Origin of the sequence: Stenotrophomonas humi (genome assembly GCF_001431415.1) — a bacterium.
GTDB classification, from domain to species: Bacteria; Pseudomonadota; Gammaproteobacteria; order Xanthomonadales; family Xanthomonadaceae; genus Stenotrophomonas; species Stenotrophomonas humi.
In genome coordinates this window covers 15,037-30,263 of sequence record NZ_LDJI01000033.1, presented here as the reverse complement: position 1 = coordinate 30,263, position 15,227 = coordinate 15,037, and the positions used below count along the sequence as shown (strand labels likewise).

Annotated in this window: 14 protein-coding genes and 1 tRNA gene; 9 read left to right on the top strand and 6 right to left on the bottom strand. The window is 61.7% G+C overall.

The features are described from left to right. Positions 1-45: 45 nt before the first annotated feature. Positions 46-119, top strand: a tRNA-Gly gene (locus ABB26_RS16695). A 14-nt stretch (positions 120-133) separates the two neighbouring features. Here ABB26_RS16695 and ABB26_RS19560 read toward each other — a convergent pair. Further along, positions 134-256 (bottom strand): hypothetical protein, encoded by a 123-nt coding sequence (locus ABB26_RS19560; RefSeq protein ID WP_275452824.1) that lies wholly within the window; start codon positions 254-256, stop codon positions 134-136. A 51-nt stretch (positions 257-307) separates the two neighbouring features. On the opposite strand from ABB26_RS19560, the gene rimK reads away from it, so the two are divergent. The 4 genes from rimK (at position 308) to ABB26_RS16675 (ending at position 4,026) form a co-directional block, all read left to right on the top strand. Continuing rightward, on the top strand, positions 308-1,183 hold the full coding sequence (gene rimK, locus ABB26_RS16690) for a 30S ribosomal protein S6--L-glutamate ligase (RefSeq protein ID WP_057635849.1): 876 nt from the start codon (positions 308-310) through the stop codon (positions 1,181-1,183). A gap of 237 nt (positions 1,184-1,420) precedes the next feature. Further along, positions 1,421-1,867, top strand: coding sequence for a hypothetical protein (locus ABB26_RS16685; RefSeq protein ID WP_152982723.1), 447 nt, complete (start codon positions 1,421-1,423; stop codon positions 1,865-1,867). Positions 1,868-2,012: 145 nt separating this feature from the next. After that, positions 2,013-2,690 carry a response regulator transcription factor gene (locus ABB26_RS16680; RefSeq protein ID WP_057635848.1) on the top strand — a complete coding sequence of 226 codons (678 nt, stop codon included), beginning with the start codon at positions 2,013-2,015 and terminating at the stop codon, positions 2,688-2,690. Continuing rightward, positions 2,683-4,026 (top strand): sensor histidine kinase, encoded by a 1,344-nt coding sequence (locus ABB26_RS16675; protein ID WP_057635847.1) that lies wholly within the window; start codon positions 2,683-2,685, stop codon positions 4,024-4,026. The genes ABB26_RS16680 and ABB26_RS16675 overlap by 8 nt, the downstream gene beginning before the upstream one ends. 191 nt (positions 4,027-4,217) lie before the next feature. On the opposite strand, the gene coaE is transcribed toward ABB26_RS16675, so the two are convergent. From coaE to ABB26_RS16660, 3 genes are all read right to left on the bottom strand, one after another. Further along, positions 4,218-4,844 (bottom strand): dephospho-CoA kinase, encoded by a 627-nt coding sequence (gene coaE / locus ABB26_RS16670; protein WP_057635846.1) that lies wholly within the window; start codon positions 4,842-4,844, stop codon positions 4,218-4,220. A gap of 270 nt (positions 4,845-5,114) precedes the next feature. Continuing rightward, a complete protein-coding gene (locus ABB26_RS16665; protein ID WP_057635845.1) occupies positions 5,115-5,981 on the bottom strand; it encodes a prepilin peptidase in 867 nt (288 codons plus the stop codon). A 7-nt stretch (positions 5,982-5,988) separates the two neighbouring features. Continuing rightward, complete coding sequence (locus tag ABB26_RS16660; RefSeq protein WP_057635844.1) at positions 5,989-7,248, bottom strand: type II secretion system F family protein; 1,260 nt, start codon at positions 7,246-7,248, stop codon at positions 5,989-5,991. A gap of 552 nt (positions 7,249-7,800) precedes the next feature. Between ABB26_RS16660 and ABB26_RS19720 the strand changes: the two genes are divergently transcribed. The 3 genes from ABB26_RS19720 (at position 7,801) to pilB (ending at position 10,584) form a co-directional block, all read left to right on the top strand. Next, positions 7,801-8,148: a prepilin-type N-terminal cleavage/methylation domain-containing protein gene (locus ABB26_RS19720; protein WP_057635843.1), complete on the top strand. Its 348-nt coding sequence runs from the start codon at positions 7,801-7,803 to the stop codon at positions 8,146-8,148. Between the two features lie 184 nt (positions 8,149-8,332). Further along, the gene (locus ABB26_RS19715) at positions 8,333-8,671 is read left to right on the top strand and encodes a type II secretion system protein (protein WP_083490895.1); all 339 of its coding nucleotides are present in this window, start codon (positions 8,333-8,335) and stop codon (positions 8,669-8,671) included. A gap of 182 nt (positions 8,672-8,853) precedes the next feature. Continuing rightward, complete coding sequence (pilB, locus tag ABB26_RS16645) at positions 8,854-10,584, top strand: type IV-A pilus assembly ATPase PilB (protein ID WP_057635842.1); 1,731 nt, start codon at positions 8,854-8,856, stop codon at positions 10,582-10,584. A 132-nt stretch (positions 10,585-10,716) separates the two neighbouring features. Here the strand turns inward: pilB and ABB26_RS16640 are convergent, their stop codons facing one another. Both ABB26_RS16640 and ABB26_RS16635 read right to left on the bottom strand, forming a co-directional pair. Continuing rightward, complete coding sequence (locus ABB26_RS16640) at positions 10,717-12,114, bottom strand: sigma-54-dependent transcriptional regulator (protein WP_057635841.1); 1,398 nt, start codon at positions 12,112-12,114, stop codon at positions 10,717-10,719. Positions 12,115-12,173: 59 nt separating this feature from the next. Beyond that, positions 12,174-13,796: a sensor histidine kinase gene (locus ABB26_RS16635; protein ID WP_057635840.1), complete on the bottom strand. Its 1,623-nt coding sequence runs from the start codon at positions 13,794-13,796 to the stop codon at positions 12,174-12,176. A gap of 258 nt (positions 13,797-14,054) precedes the next feature. Here ABB26_RS16635 and sucC point away from each other — a divergent pair, with 258 nt between their 5' ends. After that, positions 14,055-15,224 carry an ADP-forming succinate--CoA ligase subunit beta gene (sucC, locus tag ABB26_RS16630; RefSeq protein ID WP_057635839.1) on the top strand — a complete coding sequence of 390 codons (1,170 nt, stop codon included), beginning with the start codon at positions 14,055-14,057 and terminating at the stop codon, positions 15,222-15,224. Positions 15,225-15,227: the final 3 nt, after the last annotated feature.

The following is a 15,227-nucleotide window of genomic DNA, read 5'->3' as shown; positions in this document are numbered from 1 at the left end:
GCCCTTGCCCAGAACGGGCTGGGCCGCATAGACTTGCCACGCTGTGCGGGTGTAGCTCAATGGTAGAGCAGAAGCTTCCCAAGCTTACGACGAGGGTTCGATTCCCTTCACCCGCTCCAACGCGTACCGCACTTCACGCTTTGGCGTTTTTCCGCCATTGGCCTTTGCCATCTGCATTGGTCGAAAACATCTTCTCCTGGTGTCCTGGGTCCACCCGCTTCGGCGCGGTGATGGCGGCGCTCGCGATCTTTGTCATGGCCCGCTTGCGGCGCGCTATGCTGCGCGCCTCCTGCCCGGCATCGCCGTGATGAAACTCGCCATCCTCTCCCGCAACAGCAAGCTCTATTCCACCCGCCGTCTGGTCGAAGCCGGCCGCTCCCGCGGTCACACGGTACGGATTCTCGATCCGCTGCGTTGCTACATGCGCATCACCGCCGACGGTTTCAGCATGCATTACAAGGGCAAGCCGCTGGCCGGCTTCGATGCGGTGATTCCGCGCATCGGTGCGTCGGTCACCCGCTATGGCACCGCGGTGCTGCGTCAGTTCGAGATGATGGGGGCACGCACGCCGAACCCTTCCGACGCGATCCTGCGCGCGCGCGACAAGCTGCGCGCGCATCAGATCCTCGCCGCCAAGGGCATCGACATGCCGGTGACGGTGTTCGGCGACAACCCGGACGACACCGACGACCTGCTGTCCATGCTCGGGCCGCCGCCGCATGTGGTGAAGCTCAGCGAAGGCACACAGGGCAGGGGGGTGATTCTTACCGAGAAGCTCAGTGCCTCCAAGGGCACGGTTGAAGCCCTGCGTGGCCTGTACGCCAACTTCCTGGTGCAGGAGTTCATCGCCGAGGCAGAGGGTGCCGACCTGCGCTGCCTGGTGGTGGGCGACCGGGTGGTGGCGACCATGCGCCGTCAGGCCCAGGACGGCGATTTCCGTTCCAACCTGCATGCCGGGGGCACCGCCGACGCGGTGGTCTGCAGCAAGGCCGAACAGCAGGTGGCGGTACGCTCGGCACGGGCACTGGGGCTGGGAATCGCGGGCGTGGATCTGATCCGCTCCAAGCGTGGCCCGCTGGTGCTGGAGGTCAATTCGACACCCGGGCTGGAGGGCATCGAGAGTGTTTCCGGCGGTGATGTGGCCGGGCAGATGATCGATTACGTGACACAACTCAAGCGCTGACGCGGCCCTGCAATTTGTTTGCATGGTTTTAACAACCCTTTAATCCACCTGGCTCTAGCCTGATCCCACTGTACCCAGCCCTCCTCAGTGGGTCCGGTGATCGGGAATTCTTACGGCCCTGGCGGTTTTCGCCAGGGCCTTGTTTTTATTGGTAATTATTTGAGTTGTTGTGATGCTGAAGCAGCGCTAGAGTGGGACAAATCTAAGGAGAGAGTGCGTATGTCCCGGAAACTGCTGTTGTTGGTGATGTTGATGGCGCCTGGCGTTGTTTTGGCAAAGCCGGCGGAGCTTCCGTTCAAGGCGGGTGAGTCGTTCCAAGCGCAGCAGCAGAAAGTGCGCGCGGACCTGTTGGGCGGCGAGGTTTATAGCGAAATATCGGCGGAAGACCGCCAGCGCGTGGTTGCCGCGCTTGATCGCATGTCCGGGCTGATCGGCGAAGGCAGTGCCGAGTCGCTTTCGCCTGAGCACAAGACCCAGGTGGTCAATGATCAGGAGTTGGTCAATACCGTCCTGACCAAGGCCCGTGAAGACAGTCGACTCATTTGCAGGCGTGAGAAGAGCCTCGGCTCACAGATGGCATCGTCGCAGTGTTTCACCGTGGCGCAGCGTGATCGCATGCGGCAGGACTCGCGGAGTCGCTTGCAATCAATGCAAAGTGGCAAGGACGTAAAGGTCGGCAACTGATTCCCGTGGGATTCAATCGGGGTTTCATGCCAGCCAGCCAGCGCTTGTGGCTTGGATGTAAGAAATTAACGATGGCTGTGCTGTAATCCCAACAAGTGGGCTTCAAGCCCACTTGTACTTTCCAAGACATAAGGTCCTCGCACACGTGCGCATACTTGTAATCGAAGATAACAGCGACATCGCGGCCAACCTCGGGGATTACCTCGAAGATCGCGGCCACACGGTGGATTTCGCCGCCGATGGCGTCACCGGCCTGCATCTGGCCGTGGTGCATGATTTCGATGCGATCGTGCTCGACCTCAACCTGCCGGGCATGGACGGTATCGAAGTCTGCCGCAAGCTGCGCAACGATGCGCGCAAGCAGACCCCGGTACTCATGCTGACGGCGCGCGATTCACTGGACAACAAGCTGGCAGGTTTCGATTCAGGCGCCGATGACTATCTGATCAAGCCCTTCGCCTTGCAGGAAGTGGAGGTCCGCCTCAACGCGCTGTCGCGTCGTGGCAAGGGGGCGCACACCCGCGTACTGGAAGTCGGTGATCTGGAATACAACCTGGATACGCTGGAAGTGCGCCGGCAGGCCAAGTTGCTGCAACTCAATCCCACCGCACTGAAGATCCTGCAGGCACTGATGGAAGCGTCGCCGGCCGTGGTCACCCGGCAGGAGCTGGAAACCCGCGTATGGGGCGAGGAGCTGCCGGATTCGGATTCGTTGCGCGTACACATCCACGGGCTGCGCGCCGTAGTGGACAAGCCGTTCGAGGTGCCGATGATCCAGACCCGTCACGGCATCGGCTACCGCATCTGCGCTCCCGATGCCTGAAGCTGCATTGCCTGAGCCTGTCCGTAAGCGGGGGCGTTATCGCCGCCGCCTGCGCAGTCGCATCATCGTCTCCTTTGTGCTGCTGGGCTTCTGCCTGACGGCACTGTTTGCGTTTGCGACGAACTGGGCGCGTCAGCGGGTAGAGAACCAGTTGGTCGAAGATGTGATGAACCGGAACCTCGACGCATCCTGGCAGAGCTACGCCCGTAGTGGCGGTGCGGATGTGATGGCGCCGGTCCAGCAGATGCGTGCGTTCCTGATCCGTCCGGATATGCCTGACCGGCTCAATAGCTTGCGGCGGGACTTCCCGGAATGGGAGCGCTTGCAGGACGGTATCCACAACATCAGCGGTGAAGATGCGGACGGTAAGCCGTTTTCTTACAAGGTTGGGGTGCGCAAGACCCCGGATGCCTGGTTTTTCATCGCCTACGATATGAGTCAGGCGCTGCGCGGCGAGCAACAGCTCAAGCGCGCGCTGTTCTTCTCGGTGATTGTTTTCAGCTTGTTGTCGTTGGTGCTGGGCTGGTGGTCGGCGTCGCGGGTAATGCGGCCGGTGTCGGATCTGGCGGCGCGCCTGCGCGCTTATCGAGGCGGCAACGCGCATCCGGAGCCCTTGGCGCCGCGTTTCCCCGACGACGAAGTCGGTCAGCTGGCTGAAGCGCTGGATGACTATTCCTCGCGCTTGACCGAGGTGGTGCAGCGTGACCGCGAGTTCAACGCCGACGTCAGTCATGAGCTGCGCACGCCGCTGGCGGTGATTCGTGGCGCCACCGAATTGCTGCTGGCGCGCCCGGGCCTGGACGAGAAAGTGCTGCAGCGCCTTCAGCGCATCCAGCGCGCCGAGCAGCAATGCACGGACTTGATCGGTTCGCTGCTGTTGTTGTCACGCAATGAGCGCGGGCAGGGCAGTAGCAATGTGGCGCGGGTTGCGGAACAGTTGCTTGAATCGCATCGCGCACAGTTGGGTGGCAAGCCGCTCGAATTGGAGCTTGAAGGTGAGCGGGATCTGGTCGTCGATGCGCCGGAGGCGGCGCTGTCGGTCGCGCTGGGCAATCTGATTGGCAATGCGGTCAAGTACTCGCAGGAAGGCCGCGTGTTGGTGCGCGTGGGGGCGGGCATGGTGGAGGTGATCGATACCGGGCCCGGTCTGAGCGAGAAGGATGCCGCCAGCCTGTTCCAGCGCGGCTATCGCGGTACCCACGCGGGGTATTCGCAGGGGGGCGGCATCGGTCTGTCCATCGTCAGCCGGCTGTGCACGCTATATGGATGGCAGGTCAGCATCCGGCCGGGTGACGAGCGCGGTGTGATCGCGACATTGACCTTCACGCCGGGCTGAGCGTGCACGCGCGAGCGGTGTGAGGTGGGCGGTAGCGGGAATGCTTGGTTCCGGCTGCGTCGGCCGGGAAGTCAGAAGCACCGAAAGCCAGGCGTGCCAGGAAATACTGAATTCCTTTTCCCTTCTCCCGTTCACGGGAGAAGGTGGCGCGCAGCGCCGGATGAGGGGGGGCTTCTCGCTCAACCTTACACCTACAAAACAGCGCCTCTTTCGGCAGCCAGTTCCCGATACTTCAGATCCAGGGTTTCGATATGCACCTGCAGGTGATCGGGATGCCCGTCGTTGACAACCACGTCATCCGCCAGTGCCAAGCGCTGCTCACGGCTGGCCTGCGCCAGGATCATGCGGTCAGCAAGCTCGGCATCGATATTGTCGCGACGTAGCAGGCGGGCATGCTGGACGGCTTCCGGTGCGTCCACTACGAGGATACGATCCAGCCAGTCATAGGCTGCGCGCCCGCCAGCTTCGGTTAGTAATGGAATCGCAGCGATCGCATAGGGGCTTCCGGCCGCGTCACAAATCTCACGTACACGGGCGCGAATTGCTGGATGGGTGATGGCCTCGAGCGCGCGTCGCTCCTCGTTGTTGGCGAAGATGTGTTGACGCAACCGGGCGCGGTCCAGGCTGCCGTCCGGCAACAGGATGTCGGGGCCGAATCGATGGGCGATCTCCGCCAGTACAGAGCTGCCCCGTGCGACGACTTCGCGCGCTGCGATATCGGCATCTGCCACGACGATCCCGAGCGCTTCAAAGCGGCGGCTGACCTCGCTCTTACCGGAGGCAATGCCGCCGGTAAGGCCAACGATGAAGTTGCTCATGTGTGTGGCAATCCGTTCGGAAGGCCCAATGGTAGCGCTGAACAATCGGACCGGATCACCAGCGTGTGGCCCGGCCAAGCGCTGCGCACATGGGAGGCTGCGGATAGGTGGTGGCCTCTGGCAAGGGTGCGGGTGATGGCTGATTGCGTCGTTGAAGGCCCGGGTGCGCTGCGCGTACCCGGGTCAGGGTCTGGCGTTGATCGACTGGATCAGTGTGGGTGATGCTCTTGCCAGTCGCTCGGTTGGCATCACGGTTGCAGGCGGAATGCCTTATGGCTGCAAGCCTGCAAGGCGCATGTAACCGCCAATCATCTGATCGCCCCACATGAAGACCAGCCAGCCGGCAATGGCCAGGTAGGGGCCAAACGGGATGGGCGTTGCACGGTCGCGCCCGCGCGAGTACAGCCAGATCGAACCGATGATGGCGCCGACCAGGGAGGACAGCAGGATGATCGGCAGGATGCCCTTCAGGCCACACCATGCGCCGAGTGCCGCCAGCAATTTGAAGTCACCATGGCCCATGCCTTCCTTGCCGGTGAGTTGCTTGAACAGCCACCACACCGTCCAGAGCGACAAATAGCCCACTGCCGCACCGATCAATGCGGGTTTGGCCGGCATGTACAAGTTGTCCATGCTGCCGATCAGGCCCAGCCACATCAGTGGCAGCGTCAGCTGATCGGGCAGTAGCTGGGTGCGCAGGTCGATGCCTGACAACGCCACCAGGAAGCAGCTCAGCACTATCGCGCCAAAACCCTGCCAGCCGAAGCCGAACTGCCACACGCTGGCCAGCACCATCAGGGCGGTGACCAGCTCCACCAGGGGGTACTGCAGCGAAATCGGCGCCTGGCAGTGGCGGCATTTGCCGCGCTGGATCAGCCAACTGAACAGTGGAATGTTCTCGTACCAGCTGAGCTTATGCTTGCAGTGCGGGCAGTGCGAAGGCTCGACCACAATCCCCGGCGGAGGCGGCTCATAGATGTCCGGCTCGCCGAGGATTTCGCGCGCATCGCGCTTCCACTGCCACTCCATGCGCTTGGGCAAGCGCAGGATCACCACGTTGAGGAAGCTGCCGATCAGCAGTCCCAGCGCCGCCGCTGCGGGGTAGCCAATGGCGGTGTGCTGGTCGAGAAATGCCATGTGCTAGTTATCCAACAGTAGAGGCGAGCTTGAAGATTGGCAGGTACATGCCGATGACCATGCTGCCGACAACAACGCCGATAAAGACCATGATCAGCGGCTCAAGCAAGCTGGTGAGTGCGTCCACCGCGTTGTTTACTTCCTGCTCGAAGTACTCAGCCACTTTGAACAGCATCGTATCCAGAGCGCCGGCTTCTTCGCCGATGGCGGTCATTTGCACGACCATGTGCGGGAAGATGTTCACCTGCTTCATCGCCATGTTGACGGGGTAGCCAACCGAAACATCGTCACGCATACGGAGGACCGCATCTTCGTACACTTTGTTGCCAGTTGCGCCTGCGACGATGCCGAGGGCTTCGACCAGCGGTACGCCAGCTTTGAATGTCACGGCAGTGGTACGGGCAAATCGGGCGATCGCGCTGTTGTTCATGATCTGCCCAATGACTGGCACCTTCAGGACAATGCGGTCGAATGTGTGTTGCATCTTTGGCGAACGCTTGTACATAAAGCTGGAGCCAAAGATGACGACGATAGCCAGCAGTAGAATTGCCCACCACCAGCCGACCATGAAGTCTGAAGCGCGCACGATCATTTGAGTGAAAACAGGGAGGTCGGTGCCGAAGCTCTTGAAAATGTCCTCAAACTGCGGCACCACCCAGATCAACAATACCGAGCTGACCATCAGTGCAACTGCGATCACCATCGCGGGATAGAACAAGGCCTTCTTGATCTTGCCCTTCAGTGTCTCCAGGTTTTCCTGGTAGTTGGCGATGGTCTCCAGCACGGTTTCCAGCACACCGGCGCCTTCGCCGGCCTTGACCAGGTTGCGGTACAGCTCATCGAACTGCACCGGGTGCTTGCTGATGGCCTCATACAGAGAGGAGCCGCCCTCCAGGTCCGCACGAATCGTACCTACCAGTTTGGCCATGCGCGGGTTTTTGTGTCCGCTGCCAATGATTTCCAGTGAACTGACGATGGGCACGCCGGACTTCATCATGGTTGCCATCTGGCGACTGAAGAACGCAATGTCCTTGGGTTTGACTGGGGTTCCAGTGGCACCAAACAGTGGCTTGGACTTGGGCTTGACCACCGTGGGCGTGATGCCCAGACGGCGCAGCTCGGCCCTGAGCAGGTTGGCGTTTTTGGCGTCCTGTTCGCCCTTCATCTTGACGCCGCGCTTGTCTGTTCCCTCCCAGACGAACGGCTGCATCTGACTGGTGCTACGCCCAGCCGACTCTTTACTTATCGCGTTGCGGGTAACGGCCATCTTTCTCTCCCCGTCCGACCATCCCCAGGCCAGACAACAGCCGCATGGTAGCTGGTCAGGCGGCCATAGGCACAGTCTGGCGATGGGCTTTGGCGGCATCGGTCACATAGGTGCCTGATTCGCACTATAAGTGGGTACTGCTTCCCCCAATTTGGGCGCCGCTGGATGATCGCTTGGGAGGTTGCGGCCGCTGGATTGGCCCGCTACTACGGTGCCGCTTAGCTGGTGTATGCCCTGCGGTGACCCGTCATGCCTAATGCTTGGCGAAGTGGTGAGTCGCCATCCTTTAGTCACGCAGCCGGGGTGAGGGTAGTCTTGCGGTAGGTTCAGTGTATCGGGGTGGGTCATAAAGTGACGCACTGTGTCAGCCTGTGGCGCTGTTCCTCAATTGCATCATTGGGGCTTCCCTTCTATGCCGATGCTGCCATCATTGGTGCCGGGGAGCAGGGGGGGCGTGTTGAATAGTTGGCACGAGACCTGCTTTGTAACCCCGTGCGAGTAGGCAGGTGCCTGCAACCATGTTCACAAACCAAACCTCTAGGGGATGTACTCATGAAGAAGCAGCAGGGCTTTACCCTGATCGAACTGATGATCGTGGTTGCGATCATTGCCATCCTGTCGGCCATTGCGTTGCCGGCTTACAACAACTACCGCGTGAAGTCTGCCAACAATGCATGCTTGGGCGAAGCCAAGGCGTTCATGAATTCTTGGGTTTCGGCGGTCAAGGGTGGCATTGATGCGGCTGAGCAGCCGACGTACACCGCTCAGGCCTGTACCAGTGGCCCGACCTTGAACGTTGCTGATGCGGAAACCTTGAAGGCCTATGACTTCGTCAAGAAGGCGCCGGGCGATAAGGACGTGACCTGCGAATCCAATACTGCTACCTGCAAGTTGAAGTAATTCAGCGGAAGCGGTTTTGAGAAAGGGTCTCTGGTGATCCTATCTAGGAAAAGCCCCGCGTTTGCGGGGCTTTTCTTTGGTTCGAGTACCACAATAGCCTTGAATTAAGATGTCGATTGCTTGAATTGGGGGATGTGGCTCGTTCCTTGCTTAATTCTTGCTGCACAAAAAGGAGGGGGGGCTAATGCGTAGCGAGCAGGGGTTTACTTTGATTGAGTTGATGATCGTTGTGGCGATCATCGGCATTTTGGCTGCGATTGCTCTGCCGGCTTACAATAATTATCGGAAGGGCGCGGCCGAGAACGCTTGTATGGCCGAGGCGAAGGCATATGCGAACAATGCGCTCGCGATCTTGTACGACGAGCAGGTTCCTCCGGCGGCAGTTAACAATGCTTGCGCCGAGATAAAGGGGGGGGCAGCAATTGGCGATGCTGTCACTGGTACTCCACAAATGCCTGGTACTCGCACCACTACCTGTCAAATGGATGGTGCTAGCGGCCAAGGAAGCTGCAAGTTGAACTAGTTGCACTGAGGTGAAGATCGGGGTTGGGTGTTTGCTCTGGTCGTTTGCTTGCATAAGCTCACTGCTGCCGAACGGTTAGCTTGATTCTGAGTTTGCACGTAGAGCCGAGCCATGCTCGGCTCTACATGCATGTGTAGCCGCGCGTACAATCACCGGGCTACCGTCCGGCCCAGGGGGAAATCATGAATACCGCCATCACCGCCAATCTGGTTGGCATCACCGGAATTGCCCGACGCCTGGTCCAGGACGGGGCGCTGGATGAGGCGGTTGCCCGTACGGCGATGGCACAGGCTGGCGACGCCAAGGTGCCGTTGGCGCAGTGGTTGTCCGACAAGAAGCTGGTCTCCGCAGCGAACATGGCCGCTGCCAATGCCATGGAATTCGGCATGCCGCTGCTGGATGTGTCGGTGTTCGACGCCAACCAGAATGCGATGAAGCTGGTCAGCGAAGAACTACTGCGTAAGCATCAGGTACTGCCGCTGTTCAAGCGCGGCGGCAAGCTGTTCGTGGGCACCTACAACCCGACGCAGCCGCTGGATGAGATCAAGTTCCACACCAATCTGGTGGTCGAGCCGATCCTGGTCGATGAAGACCAGATCCGGCGCACGCTGGATCTGTGGCTGGCCAGCAATGACAGCATCGGCGGCGCCCTGGGGGGCGACGACGAGGAAATGGGCGATCTGGATGTCAGCGCGGGCGACGAGGACATGTCCGGCGGCGGTGACGCTGGCATCGACGCCAAGGGCGACGACACGCCGGTGGTCAAGTTCGTCAACAAGGTGCTGGTGGATGCGATCCGCAAGGGCGCCTCGGATATCCATTTCGAGCCCTACGAAGACGATTACCGGGTGCGCTTCCGTATCGACGGCCTGCTCAAGACCGTGGCCAAGGCGCCGGTGAAGTTGAACCAGCGCATCGCGGCGCGCCTGAAGGTGATGGCGCAGCTGGATATTGCTGAAAAGCGCGTGCCGCAGGACGGGCGCATCAAGCTCAACCTGTCCAAGAGCAAGCAGATCGACTTCCGCGTCAGTACCCTGCCGACCTTGTTCGGTGAAAAGACCGTGCTGCGTATCCTGGACGGCAGTGCTGCCAAGCTGGGTATCGACAAGCTGGGCTATGAGCCGGAGCAGCAGAAGTTGTTCCTCGACGCTATCCACAAGCCCTATGGCATGGTGCTGGTCACCGGCCCGACCGGTTCGGGTAAGACGGTGTCGCTGTATACCGCGCTGGGCATCCTCAACGACGACACCCGCAACATTTCCACGGCCGAAGACCCGGTGGAAATCCGTCTGCCCGGCGTCAACCAGGTGCAGCAGAACAACAAGCGCGGCATGACCTTCGCCGCAGCGCTGCGTTCGTTCCTGCGACAGGATCCGGACATCATCATGGTCGGCGAAATCCGTGATCTTGAGACGGCGGAAATCGCCATCAAGGCCGCGCAGACCGGTCATATGGTGCTGTCGACGCTGCATACCAATGATGCCCCGCAGACCATCGCGCGTCTGATGAACATGGGCATCGCGCCATACAACATCACTTCGTCGGTAACGTTGGTGATCGCCCAGCGATTGGCGCGCCGTTTGTGTGGCAACTGCAAGCGACCGCAGCAGTTGCCGGAGAACGCGCTGTTGGCCGAAGGCTTCACCGCCAAGCAGATTGATCGCGGCATCCAGCTGTATGAGCCGGTCGGTTGTGACGAGTGCACCGAGGGCTACAAGGGCCGTACCGGCATCTATCAGGTGATGCCGATGACCGATGAGATCGCGGCCATCGTGCTGGAAGGTGGCAACGCGATGGATATTGCCGAGGCGGCGCAGAAGGCCGGGGTCAATGACCTGCGGCAGTCGGCACTGGTGAAGGCGGCTGCTGGCACGACCAGCCTGGCCGAGATCAATCGTGTGACGAAGGACTGATGCGGGTTGGGTGATGTGGGGTGTAGTGCCGAGCGGTGCTCGGCAGAGGTGGTTTCCGGCAAGAGCCAAAGCGCCCTCACCCCCAACCCCTCTCCCGCAAACGAGAGAGGGGCTTTTAGCATCTTTTCCGCGCTATTCCATGCCCAGCTTTTTGAGCTTGTAGCGCAGGGCGCGGAAGGTGATGCCGAGCTGGACGGCCGTCTTGGTCTTGTTCCAGCGGTTTTCTTCCAGGGCTTTCTGGATGGCGGCGCGTTCCATCTGCTCGATGTAGGAGGGCAGGGCGCCATTGCCGGTGTCGATATCTTCGATTTCTTCTTCGACCACCGAAGCGGTGCCGGCAATGACAGGCAGTTCTGCACGGATGCCGTTGGCGGGCTGGGGTAGGCGCAAGTCGCTGGCGCCGATGTTTTCGTCGTCGGCCAGGGCGAGGGCGCGTTCGAGGATGTTTTCCAGCTCGCGCACGTTGCCCGGGAACGCATAACCGGCCAGTGCCTCCAGCGCCGAAGGCGCGAGCTGCGGCGGTTGTTGGCCCTGGCCCTGCGCGAGCCGGCTGAGGATGGTGGTGGCCAGCAACGGCAGGTCGCCGCGGCGTTCGCGTAGCGGCGGCACCCGTAGTTCGATGACGTTGATGCGGTAGTACAGGTCGTGGCGGAAGCGTCCGTCCTGTATCAGCGTGCCGAGGTCCTTGTGCGTGGCTGACAGGATGCGCACGTCTACAGGTACTTCAGCAGATGCACCTACCGGACGGATGGACTTTTCCTGGATGGCGCGCAGCAGCTTGACCTGCATCTGCAACGGCAGCTCGGCGACTTCGTCCAGGAACAGCGTGCCGCCGTTCGCCGCCTGGAACAGCCCCGGCTTGTCGGCATGGGCACCGGTGAAACTGCCCTTGCGGTGGCCGAAGAACTCGCTTTCCATCAGCTCGCCCGGGATGGCGCCGCAGTTGACCGGGATGAACGGGCCGTTGGCGCGGGCACCCTGGTCGTGGATGGTGCGTGCGACCAGCTCCTTGCCCACACCGGATTCGCCCAGGATGTAAACCGGTGCCTGGCTGCGTGCGACCTTGGCGATGGTGGCGCGCAGTTCGTCCATGGCCACCGAGCCGCCGAGCAGGCGGGTGGCGTTGTCCTGCGGCGGGGCCTGCGGGGCACGGGCGGTATTGTTCAGTTCGAGCGCATGCCGCACCAGACCGCGCAGGACATTGATGTCCACCGGCTTGCTGACAAAGTCGAAGGCGCCGGCTTTCAACGCTTCCACGGCCAGATCCATGCTGCCGAAGGCGGTGATCATGGCCACCGGTGTGCGAGGGTGGTCGCGGGCGATCTCGGTGACCAGTTCGATGCCGTTGCCATCGGGTAGGCGCATGTCGGTCAGGCACAGGTCGAAGGGGTTGCTGGCCAGAAGCTCGCGCGCTTCTGCCAGGTTGGCTGCGGTGCTGATGCGCAGGCCCATTCGCCCGAGTGTCAGAACCAGAAGCTCACGGATGTCGCGTTCGTCATCGACGATCAGGGCGCTGTGTGTTGCATTCATGGGCGGAACGATAGCCGAGGAAACCCCGCGCTCCAAGCCGGCCGCCGCTGAGGCGGGCGTCAATGGGCGCTGCGGGTGAAGGTGGATTGGGCGGTGGAAAGCGTCAGGCGGAAGCATGCGCCGCCGGCCGGGACGGAAACGTAGTCCAGTTGGGCCTGGTTGGCGCGGCACAGTTCGCGGGCGATATACAGGCCCAGTCCGGTGCCATGTTCGGAGGTGGTGTAGAACGGGCGGAACAGTTGCGCGGCGACACCGTCGGCGATGCCGGGGCCGCGATCCATGATGTCGATGACGGCATGACGTTCGGACGAGGCGACACGGATGCGTACCCGTGCAGGCTCGTCGGCGGTGCGACCGTACTTGAGCGCATTGTGGACCAGCGCGGTGAGCACCTGATGGAGATGGCGCGGGTCCATCATCGCCGGCACCGAGGATTCCTGGATCATCACTTCCAGGCTGTCGGTGTCCGAGGACAGCGTCTGCTTGTGTTCGATGACGAAGCGGCGCACGAAGGCGGCCAGGTCCAGGTTCTCGGGGTTGGCGCGTTCACGCCGGGCCAGCGCCAGCACGCTTTCGACGATGCCGTTGGTGCGTTGGCACTGTTGGTGGATGATTTTCAGCAGGCGCCGGTCGGCATCGCCGATGTCTTCGGATTCTTCCAGCAGCTGCGTGGCGTAGTTGATCGCCGCCAACGGGTTGCGGATTTCGTGGGCAAGGCTGGCCGAGAACCGGCCCAGGGTGGAGAGCGTCAACGACTCCGCGCGCTTGGACACCACCGTGGTGTCATCCAGGAACACCAACGTCATGTCGCTGTCGGCCAGCAGCCGGGCGAAACGCGGCAACACTTCCACCTGTTCCGGCGCCAGCTGCAGCGGTTGTTGTTCCTCGTGCGAACCGTTACGCCAACGCTGCAGACGGCGGGCGAGTTCGGGCGACGCCGATGCCAGCGTACTGCGTTCGGTGGCCAGGGTGCCTTCCATGTCGCCGAGTAGTGCGGTGGCGGCTTCGTTGGCCAGGGTGATGCGGCCGTTGATGTCCACCACCAGTACCCCGGTACGCATGCGGCGGATGATCAGTTCATTGACTTCGACCAGGTTGGCCACTTCGGCGCCACGTTGGTCGGCAAGCTGCTGGGTGCGCCGGGTGCGGTTGCCGATCTGGTAGCAGATGAAGGCCAGGGCGAGATAACTGGTGACGAACATCGCCAGCTCGGCCACGGTGCGGGTTGCATCGATGGACTCAAACGCGGTCCAGAGAAACTCGGCAACGCTGGCGATGCCGGCAAGCAGCGCCACCAGCAATGCCCGCGACAGCGGCAGCAACAGGCTGGCCGCAGCGATGTTGAACAACAGCGACATCGAAATGCCGGCACTCGCGCCCGGCAGCGCATGGCTGAGCAGAGTGGCGGCGAGGATGTCGAGCATCACGCTCCAGAACACGATGGCCTGCAGCCAGCGCTCGTTGCGCCCCCAGAACAGCAACGCGGCGGCAAGCACCAGGTAACCGATGGAGACCGCTGCCGCCAGCGATGGCTGATGCGCTTCGCCCACCAGCAGGGTCAGCGGCCCGAACACCAGGGCGCATAGCAGGGAGGCCACCAATACCCGGTACAAGGCGAAAAAGTACAACTCGCGCCGGGGGATCGACTCGATCCGGTCGATGAGCGAAGGGCTGGGGGCCAAGCCGGACTCCTATCCAGGGCGAATCAGGCAAGTATAGGTGCGCGCCGGCTCGCGCAGGACACGCGGGCCGGTATCTGGCCTGCTCGGCAAGTTGCTGAAAAAACGTCAAAAAACGTGCCGGTACTGGCCATTTGTACAGACTTCTTTGCGTGCTGCGGCCGGCTCGGCCACAATAGTGGGCCCGCCGCGGTCCATGCTGGCGCCCCAGCCGGGGGCCCGAGGAGATGCGTGCGGTCGTTCCTATTCCCACGGTGACGCATGAATTTCCACGAATACCAGTCAAAACAACTGCTTGCCGAGTACGGCATCCCGGTCCCGGCCGGCAAGGTCGCCGCGACCCCGGACGAAGCCGTTGCAGCTGCCCAGTCGCTGGGCCAGGGCCCCTGGATGGTCAAGGCGCAGATCCATGCTGGCGGTCGCGGCAAGGCAGGCGGCGTCAAGTTCTGCAAGACCACCGACGACGTGAAGGCCGCTGCGGCCAAGATGCTCGGTACCAAGATGGCCACCTACCAGACTGCGGGCGTCGAGCTGCCGGTCAACCTGGTGCTGGTGACCACCGCCGGCGAGATCGTCAAGGAACTGTACCTGTCGGTGCTGGTTGACCGTGGCACCAAGACGATCACCTACATCGCCTCTTCGGAAGGCGGCGTGGAGATCGAGCAGGTTGCTGCTGAAACCCCGGAGCTGATCCATTCGCTCAACGTCGACTTCGTTGAAGGCGTGCAGGGTTACCACGGCCGTGATTTCGGCTTCAAGCTGGGCCTGACCGCCAAGCAGGCCGGCCAGTTCGCCAACATCATGGTGAACCTGTACCGCCTGTTCAACGAAAAGGACCTGGCGCTGGTTGAGATCAACCCGCTGGCCATCCTGGACGACGGCAACCTGTACGCGCTGGACGGCAAGTTCGACAGCGACGACAACGCCGCGTTCCGTCAGAAGGCACTGGTCGCCATGCGCGACAAGACCCAGGAAGATCCGACCGAAGTGATCGCTTCGGAGCTGGACATCAACTACGTCACCATGGACGGCAACATCGGCTGCATGGTCAACGGCGCAGGCCTGGCCATGGCCACCATGGACGTCATCAAGCTCAACGGCGGCGAGCCGGCGAACTTCCTGGACGTGGGCGGTGGTGCCAACAAGCAGCGCGTCATTGAAGCGTTCAAGCTGATCCTGTCCTCGGACAAGGTCGAAGGCATCTTCGTCAACATCTTCGGCGGCATCGTCCGCTGCGACATGATTGCCGAAGGCATCATCGCCGCCGTGAAGGAAGTGGGCGTCAAGGTTCCGGTCGTGGTGCGCCTGGAAGGCACCAACGTGGAAGAAGGCAAGCAGCTGCTGCGTGACAGCGGCATGGCCATCATCCCGGCTGACAACATCAACGACGGCGCCAAGAAGGTCGTTGAAGCTGTCAAGAACGCCGCCTGATCC